Origin of the sequence: Paracoccus nototheniae (genome assembly GCF_004335005.1) — a bacterium.
GTDB classification, from domain to species: Bacteria; Pseudomonadota; Alphaproteobacteria; order Rhodobacterales; family Rhodobacteraceae; genus Paracoccus; species Paracoccus nototheniae.
The window spans coordinates 1-979 of record NZ_RQRT01000168.1; the positions used below are offsets into that span (position 1 = coordinate 1).

Below are 979 nucleotides of genomic sequence, written 5' to 3' on the forward strand. Positions count from 1 at the left end.
CGCCCGCCAGCGCCAGAACGCTGCCCGCGCCCGCCCCGTCGGTGACCGCCTGCCGGGCGGCGGCAGCGGCGGCGGCAGAGCCGCGCGCCATCCCCTGCCCGTGATCGCCGTCCCCGGCGATGGCGTCGATCCGGCCCAGCTCCGCCTCGGCTCCGGCCAGCGCTTTGGCCACCTCGGCGATCATGTCGGCCATGCAGGGCGCCGCCGCGCGCGAGGCCGCCGAGCCTTGGGCGACCGCCGCCACCCGGTCGGGGGCAGCCGTCATGCGGCGGTGCGTTTCGGGCGGCGCGACCGTCCCGCGCCGCAGCGCAGGGGTGTCGGCAGGCGCCAGCCACAGCGCCTCCAGCTCGTCATCCAGCCAGGTCAGGGACAGCGAACATCCCTCCATGTCCAGACTGGTGACGAACTGGCCCAGTTCCGGCGCGACCGGGGTCAGGCCGTGATCTGTCAGCAGGGTATCCAGATGGTGCCACAGCACGAACAGCTCTTCGGCGGCGGTGCGGCCCAGACCGTTCAGCACCACGGCCACGCGACCGCCATGCCCCGCCGGGCGCTCGGCCAGCAGCGGCTCCAGCAGCAACCGGGCCAGATCGGCGGCGGGGGCCAGCGGCTGGCTGGCGATCCCCGGCTCTCCGTGGATGCCAAGGCCCAGGGCGACCTGATCCTTCTCGACGGTAAACAGCGGCGTCTGTTGACCCGGCAGGGTGCAGCCGTCAAAGGCCAGCCCGAACGACACGGTCGCCCGGTTGGCCCGCTCGGCCACGGCCATCACCGCGTCCAGATCCAGCCCGGCTTCGGCCGCGGCCCCGGCGATCTTGAAGACCAGCAGATCGCCCGCCACACCCCGCCGCCGTCCCGCATCATCCGGCGCGGCGCTGGCCACGTCATCGGTCACCGCCAGCAGCCGGGCATCGATCCCCTGGCCGCGCAGCCGTTCGGCGGCGGCGCCGAAATTCAGCACGTCCCCCGCGTAATTCCC

At 74.2% G+C, this 979-nt stretch carries 1 protein-coding gene; it reads right to left on the reverse strand.

Annotation, left to right across the window (positions count from 1 at the left end; genetic code table 11):
• Positions 1-979: dihydroxyacetone kinase subunit DhaK (locus tag EG885_RS22305; RefSeq protein WP_207392396.1), on the reverse strand; the 979-nt coding region annotated here is incomplete at both ends.